10 protein-coding genes are annotated in these 18,617 nt (G+C 71.4%); 4 read left to right on the top strand and 6 right to left on the bottom strand.

All coding sequences use genetic code 11. The features are described 5' to 3' along the window. The first annotated feature begins 12 nt into the window (after positions 1-12). Positions 13-825 carry a helix-turn-helix domain-containing protein gene (locus ABIA32_RS31075; RefSeq protein WP_370102764.1) on the top strand — a complete coding sequence of 271 codons (813 nt, stop codon included), beginning with the start codon at positions 13-15 and terminating at the stop codon, positions 823-825. Between the two features lie 383 nt (positions 826-1,208). Beyond that, positions 1,209-2,771 (top strand): alpha-galactosidase, encoded by a 1,563-nt coding sequence (locus tag ABIA32_RS31070; RefSeq protein WP_370102763.1) that lies wholly within the window; start codon positions 1,209-1,211, stop codon positions 2,769-2,771. 277 nt (positions 2,772-3,048) lie between these two features. On the opposite strand, the gene ABIA32_RS31065 is transcribed toward ABIA32_RS31070, so the two are convergent. From ABIA32_RS31065 to ABIA32_RS31055, 3 genes are all read right to left on the bottom strand, one after another. Beyond that, on the bottom strand, positions 3,049-3,465 hold the full coding sequence (locus ABIA32_RS31065) for an ATP-binding protein (protein WP_370102761.1): 417 nt from the start codon (positions 3,463-3,465) through the stop codon (positions 3,049-3,051). 181 nt (positions 3,466-3,646) lie between these two features. Then, positions 3,647-5,752: a SpoIIE family protein phosphatase gene (locus tag ABIA32_RS31060; protein WP_370102813.1), complete on the bottom strand. Its 2,106-nt coding sequence runs from the start codon at positions 5,750-5,752 to the stop codon at positions 3,647-3,649. A 634-nt stretch (positions 5,753-6,386) separates the two neighbouring features. Then, positions 6,387-10,976: an HAD-IC family P-type ATPase gene (locus ABIA32_RS31055; protein ID WP_370102760.1), complete on the bottom strand. Its 4,590-nt coding sequence runs from the start codon at positions 10,974-10,976 to the stop codon at positions 6,387-6,389. Between the two features lie 93 nt (positions 10,977-11,069). Between ABIA32_RS31055 and ABIA32_RS31050 the strand changes: the two genes are divergently transcribed. Further along, positions 11,070-11,498 carry a hypothetical protein gene (locus tag ABIA32_RS31050; RefSeq protein ID WP_370102759.1) on the top strand — a complete coding sequence of 143 codons (429 nt, stop codon included), beginning with the start codon at positions 11,070-11,072 and terminating at the stop codon, positions 11,496-11,498. A 597-nt stretch (positions 11,499-12,095) separates the two neighbouring features. Beyond that, positions 12,096-12,320, top strand: coding sequence for a hypothetical protein (locus ABIA32_RS31045; RefSeq protein WP_370102757.1), 225 nt, complete (start codon positions 12,096-12,098; stop codon positions 12,318-12,320). 557 nt (positions 12,321-12,877) lie between these two features. On the opposite strand, the gene ABIA32_RS31040 is transcribed toward ABIA32_RS31045, so the two are convergent. The 3 genes from ABIA32_RS31040 to ABIA32_RS31030 form a co-directional block, all read right to left on the bottom strand. Continuing rightward, on the bottom strand, positions 12,878-13,270 hold the full coding sequence (locus ABIA32_RS31040; protein WP_370102756.1) for a hypothetical protein: 393 nt from the start codon (positions 13,268-13,270) through the stop codon (positions 12,878-12,880). A gap of 495 nt (positions 13,271-13,765) precedes the next feature. Further along, a complete protein-coding gene (locus ABIA32_RS31035; RefSeq protein ID WP_370102754.1) occupies positions 13,766-16,045 on the bottom strand; it encodes an alpha-L-fucosidase in 2,280 nt (759 codons plus the stop codon). A gap of 33 nt (positions 16,046-16,078) precedes the next feature. Then, complete coding sequence (locus ABIA32_RS31030; protein ID WP_370102752.1) at positions 16,079-18,424, bottom strand: alpha-L-fucosidase; 2,346 nt, start codon at positions 18,422-18,424, stop codon at positions 16,079-16,081. Between the last annotated feature and the right edge of the window lie 193 nt (positions 18,425-18,617).

Here is an 18,617-nt window from a genome sequence, read left to right as displayed (position 1 = left end):
TAATTTTCCACCATGACCTCCATGGGCGGGCATTTCCTGGACGTGCCCCTGCAGCAGCCGCCCCGCGTGTCCGCGCTCGGCGTCGGCGTGCACGGTACGGCGAGCCTGCGGGACGTGTTCCGGCTTCCCGACCTGTGGCAGTTCCACCTCTACCGCTATACCGCGCAGTTGACGGTCGACGGGCACACGTACACCGTCCGGCCCGGCCACGTCAGCCTGATCCCACCCGCGACAGTGGTGGAGTTCCGCTACCAGGGGCGCTCCGAACACCTCTACGCGCACTTCACCCTCGAAGGTCTCGATGGCCTCGACGCCCGGGACGGCCACGCGCAGCGCTTGCCGGTCGCACAGGATGCCGGTGGCGAGGCAGGGCCGCTGACCGACCTCCTCCTGCGCGCCATCGCGGCGTTTCCCGGCGCGCCGGCGCAGGCGGCGGCCGAGGTCTGGGCAGCGCTGTGGCGCGTCGCCGGGCTCCCCGGACGCGCGGAGTTCGGCCCGGAGCACCCCGCGTTCGCGGCAGCCGTCGCCCACATCGAGGCCAGCCTTGCCGGGCCGTTGAGCGTTCCGCGGATCGCCGAGGCGGCCGGGGTGTCGCACAACCACCTCACCCGCCTCTTCCGCGCCCGCACCGGCGACACCGTCGTCGCCTACATCCGGCGGCGCCGCCTGCAACGCGCCCGGCATCTGCTGTGCGAGTCGACCCTGTCGATCCCCGCCGTCGCGGCCTCGGTCGGCATCGCCGACCTTCAGGCCTTCAACAAGGCCTGCCGCCGCGAACTAGGCTGCTCACCCCGAGCCGTCCGCGCCGGGACCGTCGCGGGTTGAGCGGCCGCTGGCTGCAGGGAGTCGGCCCGCCTCAGGGCGGGTCGATGGGATATCCATCGCGTCCGCGAGCCTTCCGAGAAGGGCGCACTCATTCTCAACCAGAAGCACTCAATATGGCACGCGCGTTCCCGCGTCCTGAGTGGTCTAACCGCGCGTCCTGTACTACAGGGCGCGCCGGGCCGGGTGTTGAGCGCGCTCAGAACCCAGTTGTGTCCTCGTTGTTGACAGCGGACATGCATCGCAGTGTGATGTGCGTCGTCCTGTTTGGATGTGTTGAGTATTGGTTGGCCCGGTCGCCCTGCTGCCGTGCGTGTCGACGAGGCGGCTGCTCGGAGTCGAGCGGGAATCGGTCCGCGTGACGCTCAAGAACTGAAGGAGCATTCATGGTCCACAGACGTTTGCGCACACTGATCACCGCTTCCGTCCTGGTGGCCGGCGCGCTGTCCGGCCTCACGGCTACGGCCCCGTCGGCTGCGGCGCTGGGCAACGGGCTCGCGCTGACCCCGCCGATGGGCTTCAACGACTGGAACGCCTACGGCTGCAACGTGTCCGAGTCGCTGATCAAGCAGACCGCTGACAAGATCACTTCCTCGGGAATGGCGGCGGACGGGTACCAGTACGTGAACATCGACGACTGCTGGCTGCAGAAGAGCCGCGACGCGAACGGCAACCTGCAACCCGACCTGACCAAGTTCCCCGACGGGATCTCCGGCACGGCCGCGTACGTGCACACCAAGGGGCTGAAGCTCGGCATCTACGAGGACGCCGGCACGGCCACCTGCGCCGGATACCCGGGCAGCCTGGGGCACGAGCAACAGGACGCGAACAGCTTTGCCGCCTGGGGGGTGGACTACCTCAAGTACGACAACTGCAACAACACCGGCGTCGCCGCCCAGACCCGCTACACCGCGATGCGCGACGCCCTGGCCAAGACCGGGCGACCGATCCTGTTCAGCCTGTGCAACTGGGGCCAGGAGTCCGTGTGGAACTGGGGCGCCTCGGTCGGCAACCTGTGGCGCACCACCGGTGACATCAGCGCGAACTTCTCCAGCATGCTCTCCAACTTCCACACCAACGTCGGCCTCGCCTCGCACGCGGCGCCCGGCGGATGGAACGATCCGGACATGCTGGAGATCGGCAACGGCATGTCCGCCACCGAAGACCGCTCCGAGTTCAGCCTCTGGTCCGAGATGGCCGCCCCGCTGATCTCCGGCACCAACCTGGTCGGCGCCAGCTCCACCACCCTGTCCATCCTCACCAACAAGGCCGTCATCGCCGTCGATCAGGACTCCCTGGGCAAGCAGGGCGTCGAGGTCTCCAGCGCAGGCGGCCTGGACGTACTCGCCAAGCCCCTCGCAGGAGGAGACGTCGCCGTCGCGCTGTTCAACGAGAACAGCTCCACGGCCACGATCAGTACGACAGTGGCGGCGATCGGCAAGACCGGCGCGTCGAGCTACACCCTGACCGACCTCTGGTCTGGGGCAAAAACCAGCACCAGCAGCGCGATCAGCGCCAGCGTTCCCGCTCACGGCACCGTGCTGTACCGGGTGAGCGGCGGCACCAGCAGCGGTCAGCGAATCGAGGCGGAGGCCGCCGGCAACACCATCGCCGGGGCTGCCGTGATCGCCGCCTGCTCGGCCTGCTCGGGCGGCCAGAAGGTCGGATACATCGGCAACGGCGCGGCCAACTATGTGACCATCAACAACATCACCGAGACCACCGCCGGAACCCGGACCCTCACGATCAACTACCTGCTCTCAGGAAGCCGCTCCTTCTACATCAGCGTCAACGGTGGCACCGACATCCAACTTCCCCTCACCGGATCCAGTTGGACCACTCCGGTGACCACCACCGTGACCGTCAACCTGGCGGCGGGCACGAACACCATCAAGTTCCACAACGACACCGCCTACGCGCCAGACCTCGACGTAGTCACCGTCAACTGACCCACGGATCCGGTCGGCGCGGCCCCGGAACGCACATCACGTCCGCGGCCGCGCCCACCCGGCCAGCCGTCCGCACGCGCCGTGTGCGGCCCGAGTCGCGCCAATACGGACGCGTGCCGTTCCGCGAAGCCCGGGGCCAGATACACGACCAGGTGCTGCTTGCGGGGAGCGGTAGCTGCCGAAGCCGACGATCGCGCCGCCCCAGATGGTCGGCGCCTCGCCCGTGATCTCCCGCATCAGGGTGCAGACCGTCTGTACGCGGCTTCCGTCGGGTGGTTCAGCTCAGCGCCTCGGACGGGCGGAGGCTGAACCAGGTCCACTTTCCGTCCGGCCGGACCAGATGGCCCCACGCCTCGCTCAGGGACTCGATCAGGTGCAGGCCACGGCCCGACTCCGCGTCCGCGCCAGGTGTCTGCGCGGGCGATGTCGGGACGGCGGGGCCGCTGTCGTGGACGGCGCAGACGAGGCGGCCGGAGGGCGGGTGGTGTTGGATCACCACGCGGACCTGTTCGGCGTCGGTGTGCTCGACCGCGTTGGCCACCGCCTCCGACAGCAGCAGTCGACCGTCCTCGGCGGCGGCGTGGTCCGCGTACAAGGCGGTGAACGCGCGCCGCGCACGGGTGACGGAGCAGGTCAGCGCAGGCATGGTCAGCGAGGCGGACAGCGTCAGCTGTGCGGCCAGATGGGCGGGCATGTGCGGTTTCTCCTTCGGACGCGGCCCCCACCGCCCACCACCGTAGGGTCGGTGGCTGGCTGTCCGGGATCGGCCGGGCGACCAGAGGTCCTCGGCCGAAAGGACGACCCGGCATGGGCATCGTGCTGATCAACCGCTGCCGGTACCCGGAGAGCGAGGAGGGGTCCCGTTCAGCGCCGGGTCACTGATCGGAGTCCTTGGTGCGGAGCAGCAGAAGCGCAGTGTCGTCGCTGCGCGGGCGGTCGGGATGGTGGCGGATCAGGGCGTCGCTGAGGAGGTCGAGGGAGAGGGCGCCGGCCGGGGAGAGTTCTCGGGCGAGCTCGGCCAACGCGGCGTCGAGATCGACGCCGGGCGCTTCGATCAGCCCGTCGGTGTAGAGGGCCAGCAGCGATCCCGGCGGCAGGGCGATCTCTGTGACCGGGTACGTCGCGGCCGTGTCTATGCCGAGCAGCGGCCCTCCGGGCAGGTCCAGCACCCGGACCCGACCCTCCGGATCGCGCAGCAGCGGCAGCGGATGTCCCGCGCGGGCGGCCCAGGCGCGGTGGCGGGCCGTGTCGAGATGGAGGTAGAGGCAGCTCGCGAGCAGCTGGCTGTTGAGGTCGAGCAGCAGGCGGTTGGTGCTCGCGAGCACCTGGTCCGGGGATTGGCCGAGGGCCGTGTAGGCGCGCACGGCTGTGCGGACCTGGCCCATGAGACCGGCGGCCGTGACGTTGTGGCCCTGGACGTCGCCGATGACGGCGGCGGCGTCGCGGCCGTCCCTGGACCCGGTGGTGGTGATCAGGTCGTAGAAGTCGCCGCCTATGTCCATGCCCCGTGTGGCGGGCAGGTAGCGTGCCGCCACCTCCAGGCGCGGCAGTCGGGGGAGGGTTTCCGGCAGCAGGGCCGCCTGGAGCCCGTGGGCGAGCTGGTTCTTGGTGTCGTAAAGCTGGGCCCGTTCCAGCGCCTGGGCGATCAGGCCGCCGAGGCTGGTCAGGATGCCCCGCTCGTCGTCGGAGAAGCGATGTGGCTTCGCGTAGGCGAAGACGCAGGTGCCGACGGAGCGGCCGGAGGCGATCAGTGGAAGGTACGCCCAGGCGGCCATGCCGTCCGGGGTGGGCACCCGGGCCGGGTACTGCTCCTCCAGTTCGCGACGGCTCTCGTAGAAACCGGCCGTGCCGGTGGCGAGGGCGTGCGCTCCCGGGGTCGGCGCCGACAACGGCATACCCTCGAAGCGATCGACGACAGCGGGGTCCGGGTAGCCACGATGTCCCAGCACGTGCAGCTGGCCGGCTTCGGCGGCGAGCATGGCCAGGGCCTGGCCGCCGATGGTCGGCACGATCTGGCCGGCGACCAGGTCGATGACGTCCTGGACGCTGACGGTCTCGGTCATGGCGCTGGCCAGGGTGAGGACGTTGGCGATGGTCACCAGGCTCGAGGGTGCCTTGGGTTCGAGCGACGACTCGAGCTGCGGCGTGTCCGGCTCGGGGTGGCTGGGCCCGAGGCCAGGCGTGATGTGCACGGTGATGCCGTCGGGAGAGGGATACAGTCGCAGGGTCAGCCACTGGTGTCCGGGGTGCTCGACGGTGAGCGTGCTCGGCTGCTGGCTGATCAGTGCGGCGCGGTAACGATCCTCGAGGACCGGGTCGTTGAGCCAGGGCAGGGCGCTCCACAGCGGTGTCCCGAGCAGCCGTCTGGCCGGAACTCCCAGCAGGTGCGCGGTGGCGGGGTTGGCGTAGGTGACGCGGCCGAGCAGGTCCAGCGCGCACAGGCCGTGGGGGAGCCGGGCCACCATCCGGGTCGCCTCGATCGAGCCGGGGGTCCCTGGGCTCCCCGGGGTGACGGCGAGGTCGCCGGCCTCCGCGTGGAGCGGCTCGCCCGCCATGGTGGCGTGCTCGAGTCGCAGTGCGAGGCGATTGCAGGCGGCGGTGAGCGACCGACGTTCCCAGTCCGCGAGGACGGTCGGGTGCGAGCCGGGCCAGGTCACGAAGACGGCGCCATAGGTGGTTCGCTCGGTCGCCACCGGGAGGGCCGCCAGCGCGAAGGGGTAGGGGAGCACGACGGAGATCCGGGGGTAGCGGCTGCTCATGTCCTCGTCGCTGCCCACCCAGACCAGGCCGCGCTCGCGCAGCGCGTCCGCGACCGGGATCGGCGCGGCCGTGGCCACCCGCTCCCATGGCGCGGCGAAGACCCGCGGGAGCCCTGCCATCACGGCCATCACCAGGACCGGCTCGTCGGGGTCGAGCAGATAGACGGCGCCCGCATGCGCGTCGACCTCCTCCATCATCGCGGCGAGGGCGAGCGAGAGCATCGGCTGTCGCGACACGCGGCTGTGTGCCCGCCTCTCGGCACGGTGCGCGGCTGCGTCCGACACAGAGCATCACCTCCCTCGGGCGACGGGGGCATCCGTGTTGCCAAGCCTGCCTCGGTGACGGCCCCGCCGCACGACAGGATCGGAGGCCCGACGGAGGGGCATCCCGCCGCCTGCGTCGCCGGGTCGGGCGGCCAGGACGGCAACTTCACTGATTTACGGGGCAGTTGACCAGCGGGTGGGTGGTCTTCGGCTCGCGTTGCCAGGCCATTCGTGGCATCATTGGATAGCGCTTTCCAGGGGTTCTCCCCCGGACACCCTGGAAAGCCCTGGCTCGGCGACCCCATCCCCAGGGTGTGCCGCGGCGCCCCGCCCGGCGTGGATGCGGGGCGCCGACCCAGGAGCCAAAGCGCCTGGCCGAAGACCATGTCCCCGGCATCCGCTAAGGCGGTGCCGACGGCCCGGGTCACCTCGGTTTCGCGGTGACCGCTACGAACTTCCGGACCGAGGTCTTCACTACCGTTTGCCCGGCACGGTTATCGGTGACGTCACCGATCAGGCGGGTGCCGGTTCCGGTTCCGGCTGCGGTGGAGCCGCGGACGAGCAGGTCCGGTGCTGGCCGCGCCGGTTGCCCTCAGTGGACCAGGCGGATCGTCGGGCGCAGGCGGGGAGCGAGCTCGGTGACGAGGCGTTCGATCGGCGGCAGGATCGAGGGGGCCAGTGCCGCCACGGCGATGGAGGCGGCGACGCCCGTCCAGGCGACCGGGCCGAGCGGGGTGCAGCCGAAGAAGTGGCTGAGAACAGGGGTCTGCACGAGGGCGACGAGCACGGCGGCGGAGCCGATGACGGTGGCCAGCACCAGGGGGCTGCGGCCGCGTCCGGCGATGGTCTGGGTGAGCTGCGCGCCGACCACACCGCACAGGGCCATGGTGCTGGTACGGCGCCTGGTCCCCGGCGTCAGCGCGCCGATCAGCCAGGCCGTGCCCGCCCCGAGCCCGGTGACCACGCCGCGCCGACGGATCTGACGTGCCAGTGGTTCCCCCAGCGCCGCCGTGCTCAGCGGGCCGCTGTCGTCGAGCGCGCCGGACCCCTCGTTCCCTGCGCTGTCGCGCGGAGTCACCGCGACAGCCATCGCAGGGAACATGTCGGTGAGGAGGTTGACCAGCAGGAGCTGACGGGTGGACAGGGGCGAGGTCCCGGACACCAGGGCGCCCAGTACGCTGAAGCCGATCTCGCCGGCGTTGCCGCCGATCAGGATGCTCACCGCGTCCGCGACGCTGCGCCACAGGGCCCGGCCCTCGAGGACGGCGTCGCGCAGGACCGTCAGGTCGTCGGTGGTCAGGACCAGGTCCGCGGCGTTTCTGGCCGCGGCGGACCCTCGGGCGGCGATGCCGACGCCGATGTCCGCGGCGCGGATCGCGGCGGCGTCGTTGGAGCCGTCCCCGACCATGGCGACGACCCGGCCTGCCCGTTGCAGGGCCTCGACGACCTGGAGCTTCTGCTCGGGGGCGACGCGGGCCACAACGGCGGCGTCGGCCAGCAGGCGGACACGGCCGGCCCGGTCCTCGGCGGCGAGCTGGTCGCCGGTGACCACGACGGCGTCCTCGGGCCAGCCCAGGGCGGTGGCGATCGTGTGCGCGGTCTGCGGGTGGTCGCCGGTGAGCATCACGGGCCGGATGCCGAGCTGGAGCAGGTCGGCGACCAGCGGGGCGGAGCTGCGGCGCGGCGTGTCGGACAGGGCCACGAACCCGGCCAGTTCGAGGGCCTCCAAGGGCTTGTCGATGGCTTCTGGCGGTTCGTCGGCGGGCAGTTGGCGCACGGCGACGGCGAGGACGCGCAGGCCCTGTTCGGCCAGCGCGTGCGCGGCAGCGACGGCCTTGGCGCCGGCGCCTGGGCAGTTGGGAAGCACGACCTCAGGGGCGCCCTTGACCACCAGCAGGCGCCGCCCCCCGGCGCCGATACCCGTCGCGCCGGCGTAGCCGCGGCTGGCCGCGAAGGGGAGGGTCTCGTGGGGCGTCCACTGCGGGTCCTCGGGCGCTGCCGCGATCACCGCCTCGTCGGTGGCGTGGGCGTGGACGCCGTTCTCGTCGGCGTCGTGGGGGCAGGCGCGGGCGGCGGCGCGCAGGACCGGCGCGGCCTTCGGCGAACCGGCTGGGTACCTGGCGCCGTCGGGCGCGACGACGCGCACGACCTGCAGGTGGTTCTCGGTCAGGGTGCCGGTCTTGTCGAAGCAGACGGTGTCCATCCGGCCCAGCGCTTCCAGGGCACGCGGGGAACGGACCAGAATGCCGTGCCGGCTGAGCCGCCGTGCCGCGGCCAGTTGCGCGACCGTGGCGACCAGGGGCAGGCCCTCGGGCACCGCGGCGACCGCGACCGCGAGGCCGCCCTGGACTGCTTCGCGCACCGGTCGGCCGCGCAGCAGCGACAGGCCGGTGACCGCGGCTCCTCCGGCGAGGGTGAGCGGTAGCACGCGGTTGGTCAGTTCGCGCAGCCTGGCTTGGACCCCGGAGGCGGGGGCGGTCCGGGAGGCGAGGTGTGCGGCTCGTCCGGCCTCGGTGTCCTCGCCTGTTCCCACCACGACGGCGCGGGCCCGACCGGCGACCACCGTGGTGCCCTCGAAGACCATGCAGTGGCGGTCCGCCACGGACGCCCGCGGGGTGGCGTCGACCTGCTTGGCCGAGGGCAGCGACTCGCCGGTGAGGGAAGACTCGTCCACCTCCAGACCGTCGACCTCCAGCAGCCGGGCGTCGGCCGGGACCACGTCCCCGGTGTGCAGCTCGATGACCTCGCCGGGCAGGAGACCCGAGGCGGCCACCGTGTCGGTGGCGTCGGCGACGCCCCCTTCGGCGACCCGGCGCGCCAGCTGACCCTGACTCACCACCAGACGACTCAGCGCGCGTTCGGCGCGCATCCGCTGGACTGCGCCCACCGTCGCGTTGACCCCGAGCGCTCCGGTGACCAGCAGCGCGTCGACGGTGGAGCCGAGCAGCGCGGAGGCGGTCGCGCCGACCACCAGCACGGGCGTCAGCGGGTCGTCGAGTTCCGCGCGAATGGCCGCCAGCAGCCGGAAGGTGTGGCGCGTGGGGGCGAACACCGACAGCCCGGCCGCCCTGCCCAACGCCCGGGCCGCGCTCTGCCGCGCGGCCTCCACCGCCGTGGGCGTGGTGCGGCGTGCGGTGGCGAGCCGGGACAGGACGTCCCGGGGCTGCAGCGCGTGCCAGGCCACCCGCGGTCCGGGGTGCGGTGTCTCGCGGGAGACCACCGCGTAGGCGGCGTACCAGCCCAGGAGAAGGGACGAGGCGGCGGCCGCGTTGACCGGGCTGAGCCGCAGGCCGACCGGGAGCGAGGCGCGTCCGGGCCGGGATCCGCGGGTGGCCACCAGCAGACCCGACAGCGCCGCGCCGGCCTCTGCCAGGATCTTGGAGTGCCGGCCGACCCTGCGCGCAGCGGGAACGGCCGTCAGCAGCCGCCACACCCCGTCCAGTCCACCGAGGGCGAGCAGGTCGGCTCCCCACACGACCGCGTTCCGGTCGTGCGTCAGCGAGACGGCGACGTCGCTGCGGAGCAGCCCTGCGAGCACCTCGCGGCGGTGGGTGCGCGCCGGCCGGGTACGGGCGGACGCGTCGCCCGGGATCCGCGCCACCGTGAGCACGACCCGGCCCTGCTCCTGCAGGTCCCGCACCACCTGCGCCAACGGCGTCGCGGCGTCAGCGCGTTCATCGGCCAGAGCGGCGAAATCGCCCAGCGAGCCGTCGTCGAGGACCACCACGTGCAGGCCGGCCCGGCGTGCGGCGTCCAGCGCGGACTCGGCCAGCGGGTCGATCTCCCAGCCGACCAGCACGGTGCCGACGTCGACGCCGTGCAGTGACGCGATCATCAGGCCCGTGTGGGAGCCCGCCGAGTCCGGCACGGGACGCAGGTCGAGGGAGGGCAGGTCGACCCGCTCCGGTCCCTCGGCGAACGGGTTCAGCGCCGCCGTAGCCGCGCCCCAGAGTCCGTCGTGGTCCAAGTCCGTTGCGCTGGGGTGCACCTGGAGCACCGTCCGGCGGGAGCCGCGCAGTGCGTCCGGGTGCAGCACGACCGTGTCGACCACCTCCAACTGGCGCAGCCGTTCGGTGTCGCGCACGAGCACCCCCTGGTGGGCGAGCGCGGTGCCGAGGAAGGCGGCGAAGGCCGCGGGGCCGTAGCGGGCGGCCTTCGGGGAGCCGGCCAGCACCGCTTCGGCGGCCTCCTTGAGGTCGCGGGTGAAGAGCAAGGTCGCCCCGGCCCCGAGCAGGCTGGTGGTGACCGCCTGGTTGGCGTACTGGGTACCCGGCCGCGGGTGGATCGGCGGGCGGGCGACCCGGGTCCCGGCCAGGCTCAGCCGGTCCGGCGCGCAGACGGCGTCGTGCGCGTGATCGAAGGCGGCGGCGCGGGCGAAGGCCTCGGCGAGCTGGGTAGCGCGGAGCGCCGCGTCGAGCGCCAGTGAGCCGGGGGACTGCCCGATCCCGTGCGCGATCGCCCCAGCCGCGGCCGTCACCACCTCCGCCCCGGTGGCGCCGAGGTGCTCGCGCAGCAGCGCCTGCACCCGGGAGTCCTCGCGCGCCAGGGTGACCACGGCGGTGCCCAGACGCGAGGAACTCCGCAACTGGACGGTGCGCGCCGTGATCGCCGCCGCGATTCCCACCGTGTCCAACGCGAGCGCGACCGCCTGGGCCCGCACGCCGCCCGGGTGGCCGGGATGGACCCGCTCCAGGACCTGCTCCCGCGGACGCACCAGCCCTTCGCGCGCCGCCAGGTCGGTCACGTGCTCGACCACCTCGTCGCCGGCCGCGTCCTCGGCGAGCTCGACGACCAGCCGTTCCAGGCCGCCGTCCCAGCAGGCGGCCAGCACCTCGGGGTGTTCGGCCAGCTCGACGGCGACTCGCTTGGCCGCCGCCTCCAGGCGGCGGCCGTCCAGCAGGCCCCGGCCGGGATCCGGCGTCAGCGGGAGGTGCAGGCGGGCGCCTGAGTGCCAGTACCCGACGTGCGGGGTGAGCGCGTTGCGGGCGACCGTGCCGATCCGCGCCGCGGACGCGGACAGAGCGGTCGCCGCGTCGGCAGTGGCGTGCAGACCGGCGTCGGCGAGCTCGGTCACCAGGCGCGCGGCGCTCCCGGTGACCGGAGCCACTCGGCGCGCGACCTCGACGGGCGCGGCGAGGGCCAGGCCCACCCTGGCGGCCGGCAGCTGTGTCAGCAGGCGCAACAACGGGGCCTGCCATGGCGACCGGGCAGGGGGTGGTGCGCGATCCGCACCGGGCGGGCGGCTTGGGAGGGGGTGGTCGCGGTGGTCGGGCAGGTGTCCACTCAGGCCTCACGCCCGCCTGAGGACGGGGTCGGCGCCGGGGCGGAGCGCGGGCGGGTCGTCGGTCGGCGTCGGGCGCTCGTGGCGCCGGCGGTGGCCTTGGAGCCCTTCGCTGCCGACGGCTTCGCCGGGGTCGCTCGGGCCGTGGCCGCCTTCGGCGTGGTTGCCCTGGCCGCGTTTGCTTTCGACGTGCCCGCCGCGCTTGTCGGCTTCCTTGCCGTTGCCGTCGAGGGTGGAACCGGTTCCGAGCGGCCGGAGGAGGCCCTGGGAGCGCCCGCCTTGGCGGAGGCCTCACCCTGGCCCGGGCGCAGAGGCTGTGTCAGCCACACCACCGCTGCTCCGGCGGCGGCCACCGGCCACTCCACCACGCCCACCGCACCGAGCAGACCCACGCCCGCGTACGCCAGCACGCGTCGTGTGTGAGGCGACGCCACGCCGACGGTGTCCAGAACACCGTCGAAGGCCCCCTTGACGGCCGAGGCCCCGGGTGCATGCCGGACCGCCGAGGTCACGGCCTCGACCGGATGCAACAGCAGGGAGGAACCCGCCGGCTGCGAAGCCACGGGGGATGCGCTGGTCCTGCCGCTCATGCCTTCTCCGATCGCTGCTCCAGGCCGGGGACGGCCCCACGGAATCCGCGGATGACCGGCTGTCCACCCTGTGTTACGTACATCTCGTTGACAAACTAACCGAATCTGGACGAATCTCGACACATAACCGCGTCCCAGTGGGTGACAGGGCTGCACGTACACATCCGTCCGGCCCAGCCCGCTGACCCGCGCACCCGACGACACCGGCGCGTCCATCCGAATGGAGGTGGGGGAGATGAGTCCCTGGCGAAGTCCGCGCCCGTTCCCAGGGCACCCGTCGCCCACCACCGCCTGATCCCCGCCTCCGCGCCCGCCCTCCGCCTCCCACCCGGCACTCCCGCCTGCCATCGGCAGGCGCCACGGCCGAGGTGCGCGCAGGCACAGACGCGCGCCCGCCGGTGATCGGCCCGACCGGAAGCGAGATCCGGCCGTGCACATCGAGCTCACCTGGCCGCGTCACGACGCGGCCCACCGCACGCTGACCATCCCCCTGCCACGCGTCCCCGCGCTGAATCCCCTGCGACCGGGAGTCGTCGCCCACGCGGAAGCCGTGGTGGCCGGCGTCGCCGCTGCTTCCGGCGCCGGTGCGCTGGTCCAACTGGCCCTTCCCTTCGCCGCCCGCCTGGTTCGGCAGAGTCTCGACCGACCCGAGTGAACGTGGCGCCCGTGATCAGGCCGCGCACGAGAATCCCCCACGGAAGGCCAGGTGGGGTATCGCACTGCGTGATCAGCCTCGGCGTTGGGGTACCGTCGAGCAGAGCCGCAGCCTCCAGGCTCCCCGCCGCCGCCCCACACCACCGCTGCGACGCCGCGGGTCACGAAGGATGCGTTCCGGAGTCGCGCGTGGCGTGTAACGGCAGTCTGCATCGGTGGGCACGTGCCAGCGGGGCAGGATGGTCTGCCATCGCCGTGACGGGCCGAGGCTGCACCGCAGCCTCTGGAGCGTGATGTATACGAATTAATGCGAGTCGGGGAAGGCCCATGGACCAACCGGGCTCATCCCGCCATTCGTTCGGGGGAGGGTTGGATGTGGCACCGCCCAGCGGTCGCCGGCGAGGCGTGATCTGACAGTATGACAGCGCACTCACGTGAGAATCGGATTCAGCGGCAGAGCCTCACGCGCGCGCAGCGGGGGCTGCGCCGCACCGCGGTACTGCTCTGGGTGTGCACGGCGTCCTGTGCAGGCGGCTTGGGGACTGCCGTCGCCGCGGACTATGTGCTCGCCCCCCACGGCGTCCGCATCGCGGACGACACGCCGTGCCCGTGCACCTGCGAGAACTCGCCCACCCCGCCCGGGGGTCCAGCGCCGGGTCCCACCTGCACACCCACCAGTATTGAGACGTCCCCCTCTGAGAGCGGTTCGGGCAGTCCGACCTCGGGAACCACTGAGAGCGGTTCGCCGACGGCCAGTGCCTCCGGCTCGATGTCCCCGGTTCCGATCGGCGCACCGCCCGGCTCCCCCTCAACCAGTGGGACGCCTACCCCGATCGCCGGTGGTTCATCGTCGCCGATCACCTCCGGTTCCCCGACAGGCCCGACTGCCTCGTCCTCGTCGACCGGAACGCCGTCCGGTACCCCGTCCGGCAGGCCGAGCGGCTCGGCCACCGCCTCGTCGACCACTTCGGTCGGGACGACTCACAGGCACCACCGCCCGCCAGGGAGCGGGGAGCTCGCAGAGACGGGAAGCCAGTCCCCGAAGGAGTTCGGTCTCGTGGGAGGGGCTCTGATGGCTCTGGGTGGCCTCGTCCTGCTCGCGCGAGGCGTTGCGCGGAATTTGGCCCGTGGCAAGCGACGGCACTGACGGCTCGTGGGAGAGCCCCTTGCCGGGGCGTGGTGCGGGAGGGGGCGTCAGGGTGCCTGCCTGGCGTCGCACCACGCCGGAGACGCCAGCCCGTAAAGATCCGCTGGACGCCTCGGTCGGTGCGCATCGGAAGCGACCTCAGCGCCTCCTCCCGTCCGACAGGCCAGCCAGATCTTGTTGAACCCGCCCCCGCATGGCCAGCGGGGGCGGTGCTGGGACAGGAAGGCCCTCGGCCGATGCCGTGGACCTGCTGCCCCGGCTGCGCCTCGGGTGCCTGCCGGGCAGTTCCGGCGGCGAACTCAGGGCCAGACGGTGAGGGCGTCGATCTGGAGGTAGCTGCCTCCGGTCTTGGTAAGGGTGAGGGTGTGAGTGCCGGGGGCGAGGTCGCGGATGCCCCAGTAGTGCTGCTGGGGGGTGTAGGCGCCGCTGTAAGTGGCCTGGATCGTGGAGACCTGGGTGCCGTCCAAGGTGACGGAGGCGGTGCCGTCGATGGGTTCCATGGGGCCGAGCACGTCGATGCCGGTGCCGGTGAACGTCAGGGTCACGGTGTCGCCGTTGACGCTGGTGGTGTGGACGTCGTCGTTGTAGTCGCCGGCGCCGCGGCCGGTCTTGTGGGTCCAGCTGCCCGTGTAGGTGAGGGCGGAGTTGTCGTCGTTGAGCGTCACGGGGTTCGCGATCGGGCGGACGGCGTCGATCTGGAAATAGGTGCTGTCGTCCTTGACGAGCTTGACGGTGTGGGTGCCCGGGGCGAGGTGGCGGGCGCTGTAGATGACCGCCTGCGGGGTGTAGCTGACGGCGTTCTCGCTGAAGGTCCCAATCAGGGTGTTGTCGATGTAGGCGTCGAAGTGGCCGCTGACGCTGCTCTTGGGACCGAGCACGTCGACTCCGGTACCAGTGAAGGCGTAGCTGACGGAGTCTCCGTTGGTGCTGGCCCAGTGCACGTCGTCGCCGTAGTCGCCGGCGCCGCGGCCGGTGGCGTGGGTCCAGGCGCCGGTGTAGGTCAGCGCGCTGCTGCTGTCGTTGACCACGCTGGTCCCGGTGGGGACGGTTTCGGTGGTGCCGTGGACGGCCTGGCGCAGGTCGTTGAGCTTGGCGAGGTCGGCGTCGGCGACGGTGCCGTCCTCGTACATCATCAGGTCGATGCTGACCGGGACCCGGCGGGCGATCGCGCTGGTGACGTTGCTGATCAGACTGTGGCTCGTGATGGCGCTACTGGCGGTGATCTTCTGGTCCTGAACGTGGACGCCCCAGTCCTGGTCCATGATGAACATGCCCTGCTGGAGCAGGCCTTGGTTGGGGCCGGTGGTGAAGATCCCGTTGCCGCCGGCCGGGGCGCTGCCGGTGGTCGTCTGGCCCTGGCTGCCCTCGCCGAACCAGACGTCCTGGAAGTCGGTCAGCCGTGTTCCGCCGATCGGCGAGCCGCTCCAGGAGATCAGGCGGTTGGGGTTGCCGGAGCGTGCGGCCTGTTCCAGAGATTCGAAGGGGGCGGGGTAGTAGATGACGCCGTCGTCGAAGAAGTAGCCGTCCAGGTTCGTGCCATAGCGGTTGCCGATCTCGGTGACGACCTGCTTCCAGTTGTTCAGGAAGGTCGTGCGGTCACCGGTGCCGGTGGCGGAGAAGCTGGTGGGGAAGTTCTGGTAGGGCCACCAGGCCTTGTCCTCGTCGCCGGTGTGGTAATAGAGCATGAAGCGGATGCCCTGGGCGTGGAGTGCGGAGGAGATCTCGCCGATCAGGTCCCGGCTTGAGGTGAGGCCAGGGTTGGCCGGTCCTCCGGCGGCGGTGACGATGGTGTTGGGCGAGGTGAGCGGGGCGTCCATGTGGTAGCCCCACCAGCTGGTGGACCAGACGACGTACGACGCGCCGCTCTGCTTGACCATGTTGACGAAGGCCGGAACGTTGAAGTCGGCCGCCTGCTGGTCGAGGCTCTTGGCGACGCCGACGTTGTTCGGGTAGCCCCAGGAGCCGTACTGGAACATCAGGCCGTAGCCGGCCTTGCTGAACCAGGTGGTGTCGGCGCGGGCGGTGGTGACCCGCTGGTTGTAGGCCGTCACGTCCGAGGAGCGCAGTAGCTCCAGGGACTTGATCGCGATGTCTCCGGACAGGGTGCCGGTCCGGGTCAGCACGATCCGGTCGGTGCCTGCCGGCAGGTGGATGGTGCCGGCCGCGTAACGGTTGAAACTCGTCGCATTGGTGGTGAAAGTGGTCGGCGCCGCGCCGTTCACCGAGATCGCCAGCTGCTGGCCCGTGGCGCTCGACTTGAGCAGGGCGGTGGCCTGGTAGTCGGCCCCGGCGGGAACGCTCACGGTCCAGGTGAGGTAGTCCGAGCTGGTGAGGAAGTTCTGGATGTAGAAGTTCTTGCGGCCCTCGGTGGGGTCGGCGACGGTGATGTCGCTCGGATGCTCCGCCAGGGTTCCCAGGAGCACCTGGACGTTGTCGGTCGTCGAGGTCTGGTCGAGCGGTATCGGGTTCACGCCGGCCTGCGGGACGACGGTGGTCGCTGACGCCGGGACGGTGGGCAGCGTCAGCAGCCCGATCAGTACCAGCAGGGCCGCGAGCAAGCCGGACAGACTCCTGCGCACAAAGGCCTCCATATCATGGTGAGTTGGGTGCGGTCAGGGCCAGATCTGGAAGGCGTCGACCTGGACGTAGCTGCCGCCGGACTTGACCAGCTTGAGCGTGTGCTGACCCGGCGTGAGGCCGCGGACCTGGTAGAGGAACTGCTGCGGGGTGTAGGAGCCGCTGAATGCGGCCGAGGTGGTCCCCACCTGGACGCCGTCGAGCAGGATGTTCGACGTGCCGTCGGCGGATTCCATCGGGGCGATGACGTCGATGCCGGTCCCGGTGAAGGTGATGGTGGCGCTGTCGCCGTTGGTCTTGGTCCAGTGGACGTCGTCGCCGTAGTCGCCGGCGCCACGGCCGGTCGAGTGGGTCCAGTTGCCGGAGTAGGCGATGGAGGGGTCGGTGTCATTGACCGTCACCGGGTTCGGGACGGTGCGCAGCGCGTCGAGCTGCAGGTAGCCGCCGTCGACCTTGGTGACGGTGATCGTGTGCGTGCCGGGGGTGAGGTGGCGCGCGCCGTAGAGGACGGCCTGCGGCGTGTACGTCGCGGCGTACTGGCTGAACTGGCCGATCGTCACGCCGTCGACGGCGACGCTGAAGTGCTGGCTGATGCTGCTCTTGGGGCCGATGACGTCGATTCCGGTGCCGGTGAAGCTGTAGGAGAAGGAGTCGCCGTTGGTCGTGGTCCAGTGGACGTCGTCGCCGTAGTCGCCGGCGCCGCGCCCGGTGGCGTGGGTCCAGCTGCCGGTGTAGGTGATCCCTGTGGCGGTGTCGTTGACCGTCGTCGTGCCGGTGGGCACGGACGGCGCGGTGCCGCGCACGGCCTGGCGGACGTCGCCGAGGATGCGCAGGTCGTTGGGGTTGACGGTGCCGTCCTCGTACATCATCAGGTCGAAGCTGATCGGCACCTTGCGGCTCGCGGCGCTGGTGGCCCAGCCGATGGCGGCGGCGCTCGTGATGCTCGACGCGGTGGTGATGGCGGCGTTCTGGGTGTGCACGCCCCAGTCCTGGTCCATGGTGAACATGCCGTGCTGGAGCAGGCCCTTGTACGGGCCCGAGGTGAAGACGCCGTTGCCGCCGACCCCCGCGCTGCCGGTCTGCACGCCGCCGGTGCTCCCCTCACCGAACCAGACGTCCTGGAAGTCAGTGACGGTCGGCAGGATCCAGTTGTTCCAGGAGACCAGCCGCTTCGCGTTCCCGGCGCGCGCTGCCGTCTGCAGCGCTTCGTAGGCGGCGGGGTAGTAGAGCACCATCCCGTCGTCGAAGAAGAAGCCGTCGAGATTGCTCCCGTAGCGGTTGCCGATCTCGGTGACGACCTTCGTCCAGTTGGCGAAGAAGGCGCTGCGGTCGCCGATGCCGTTCGTGGCGAAGGTGGAGGGCCACTTCTGGTACGGCCACCAGGCGGAGTCCTCGTCACCGGTGTGGTAGTAGAGCAGGAAGCGGATTCCGGCCGCCTGGCAGGCGGTGGCGACGTCGCCGATCAGGTCGCGGGTCGAGCTGAGCCCGGGGCTGCTGGGCCCGCCCGCGGCGGTGACGATCGCGTCGGGGGAGGAGAGCGCGGCGTCCAGGTGGTAGCCCCACCAGCTGATCGACCAGACGACGTAACCGGCGCCGGTCTCCTTCACCATGTCCACGAAGGCGCTGACATTGAAGTCGGCGGCTTGCTGGTCGAGCGACTTGGCTGTGCCGACGTTGTGCGGGTAGCCCCAGGAGCCGTACTGGAACATGAGGCCGTAGCCGGCCTGGCTGAACCACGTCGTGTCCGCGCGGGCGGCCGCGATCCGGCTGTTGCGGGCCGCCACCTCGGAGGCCCGGATGAGTTCGAGCGACTTCACGTTGACGTCGTGGGTGAGCGAGTTGCGGGTGAGCCGGATCGTGCTGGTGCCGGTTGGCAGCGCGAGGTTGCCGACCAGGACGCGGTTCCAGCCCGCCGGTGCGGTGAAGGTGAAGGTCGAGGACGTGCCGTCCACCGAGAGGGTGAAGGTCTCGCCCGCGTCGGTGTCGAGGAGCAGTGACGCCTGGTAGGAGTCACCGGCCGCGACGTGGACGTCCCAGGTGAGGTAGTCGGAGGAGGTCAGGAAGGTGTCGACGTAGAAGTTCTTCCGCGAATCGCCGCCCTGGACCGACATGTCGGACATCCGGCCCGCGGCCGTGGCGAGCAGCACGGTGACGTTGTCCGTGGTGGCCGTCTGGTCGATCACCACCGGGTCCGCCCCGGCCTGCGGTACGCCGGAGGCCGCGAAGGCCGGGGCGGCGGACGCGAGGCCGAGGCCGCCGCTGAGCGCCACCGCGCCGAGCGCCGCGCCGCCGAGCATGCGCAGCGCGCCCCGGCGGGAGAGCTGAGGTGAGACCGGGGAGTCAGGAGTGCGCGGAGTTGCGGGCATGCGGGAACGCGGCACGAGAGCCTCCTTGCTCTGGGTGGGTGTCGGCACGCTCCGCGGACCCCTCAGGGCAGGGTCGTCGTGGGGGAGGGCCGGTGGACGCGTTCACGTCCGTCCGGCGGATCTCGGATCTCGGGTTCTGATGCGGGGGCCGACTGATGCGGCAACCTACGCCGTTCACAGAACCGAAACAAGAGTTATGACTGGGAGT

It is taken from the genome of Streptacidiphilus sp. MAP12-20 (assembly GCF_041262525.1).
Lineage (GTDB): Bacteria > Actinomycetota > Actinomycetes > Streptomycetales > Streptomycetaceae > Streptacidiphilus.
This window is presented reverse-complemented; position numbering and strand designations above follow the sequence as displayed.